The organism is Spirosoma luteum DSM 19990, assembly GCF_000374065.1.
Taxonomy (GTDB): Bacteria; Bacteroidota; Bacteroidia; order Cytophagales; family Spirosomataceae; genus Spirosoma; species Spirosoma luteum.
In genome coordinates this window covers 1-2,145 of sequence record NZ_KB893296.1, presented here as the reverse complement: position 1 = coordinate 2,145, position 2,145 = coordinate 1, and the positions used below count along the sequence as shown (strand labels likewise).

Genomic DNA, 2,145 nt, shown 5'->3' with positions numbered 1-2,145 from the left:
CCGCCTATCAACGTCGTCGTCTACAACACCCCTTTATACCGGAACACTCATCTTCAGGCCAGTTTCGCACTTAGATGCTTTCAGCGCTTATCTGATCCCCACGTAGCTACCCGGCCGTGCCTGCGGCCAAACAACCGGTACGCCAGCGGTGAGTCCATCCCGGTCCTCTCGTACTAAGGACAGATCCCGTCAGTATTCCCACGCCCACCACAGATAGGGACCGAACTGTCTCACGACGTTCTGAACCCAGCTCGCGTGCCACTTTAATCGGCGAACAGCCGAACCCTTGGAACCTTCTCCAGCCCCAGGATGTGACGAGCCGACATCGAGGTGCCAAACCTCCCCGTCGATGTGAGCTCTTGGGGGAGATCAGCCTGTTATCCCCGGCGTACCTTTTATCCTTTGAGCGATGGCCCTTCCATGCGGAACCACCGGATCACTATACCCTGCTTTCGCACCAGATCGGCTTGTGGGCCTCACTGTCAAGCTTGCTTCTGCTATTGCACTCCCCTGCCGATTACCGTCCGGCATGAGCAAACCTTGGGAAACCTCCGTTACCCTTTCGGAGGTGACCACCCCAGTCAAACTACCCACCAAACGCGGTCCTACTCTCGTAGTTAGAACGCCAGTCAGAAAAGGGCGGTATTTCAAGGTTGGCTCCACGATGCCTGGCGACACCGCTTCACTGCCTCCCGCCTATCCTACACATGCCTGACCGGCATTCAGCGTTAAGCTGTAGTAAAGGTGCACGGGGTCTTTCCGTCCCGTGGCGGGTAAGCGGCATCTTCACCGCTACTACAATTTCACCGAACTCATGGTTGAGACAGTGCCCAGATCGTTACACCATTCGTGCAGGTCGGAACTTACCCGACAAGGAATTTCGCTACCTTAGGACCGTTATAGTTACGGCCGCCGTTTACTGGGGCTTCAGTTCAAACCTTCGCCTTGCGACTAAGCTCCCCCCTTAACCTTCCAGCACCGGGCAGGTGTCAGACCCTATGCGTCAACTTTCATTTTGGCAGAGTCCTGTGTTTTTGGTAAACAGTCGCCTGGGCCTCTTCTCTGCAGCCTCTGTTGCCAGTAGGCCCCCCTTATCCCGAAGTTACAGGGTCATCTTGCCGAGTTCCTTAACCATGATTCTTTCGCGCACCTTAGAATATTCTTCCCAGCTACCTGTGTCGGTTTACGGTACGGGTATCCATACGCTTAACGGCTACTCACTTTTCTTGGAAGCCCCGTCAACGCTTCGACTCATCCGAAGACTCATCTCAACGCCCTATTCCGTCAGGACGTAGCATCTCTGGCACTCCGTCATGAGCACCCCTGCATAGATAGTACGGGACTATTAACCCGTTTCCCCTCAAAGCCCGCCTGTCGGCTGCTCCTTAGACCCCGACTAACCCTCCGATGACTGCCATCGCGGAGGAAACCTTAGCTTTTCGGTGTGGGGAGTTCTCATCCCCATTCTCGTTACTTATGCCTACATTTGCTTTTCTAACCGCTCCACCATCCCTCACGGAACAACTTCACTGCTGTCAGAATGCTCTCCTACCACATCATGCTCTTGCATGAGTCCATAGCTTCGGTGATATGCTTGATGCCCGGTTATTATCGACGCCCGCCCCGCTCGACCAGTGAGCTGTTACGCACTCTTTAAAGGAATAGCTGCTTCCAAGCTAACCTCCTGGCTGTCTCAGCAGCCGGACCGCCTTTGTTCAACTTAGCATATACTTTGGGACCTTAGCTGATGGTCTGGGTTGTTCCCCTCTCGGACTTGGACCTTAGCACCCAAGCCCTCACTGCCACGCACCCACCGGCGCATTCGGAGTTCATCAGAAGTTGGTAGGATGTGACTCCCCCGCATCCTGTTGGTGGCTCTACCTCACCGGTGGTAACACGCAACGCTGTTCCTAAAAACATTTCGGAGAGTACGAGCTATTTCTCAGTTTGATTGGCCTTTCACCCCTACCCCCAGCTCATCCGGAAGCTTTTCAACGCTTATCGGTTCGGTCCTCCACAGTGTTTTACCACTCCTTCAACCTGGCCAGGGGTAGATCACCAAGTTTCGCGTCAACCCCCACTGACTAGACGCCCTGTTCAGACTCGCTTTCGCTTCGGCTGCGAACGTTCACGTTCTTAACCTTG

The 2,145-nt window shown here is 54.5% G+C and carries 1 rRNA gene; it reads right to left on the bottom strand.

Features of this window, described 5'->3' with window-relative positions:
• Positions 1-2,145 (bottom strand): 23S ribosomal RNA (locus B156_RS0124625); the annotation flags it as partial.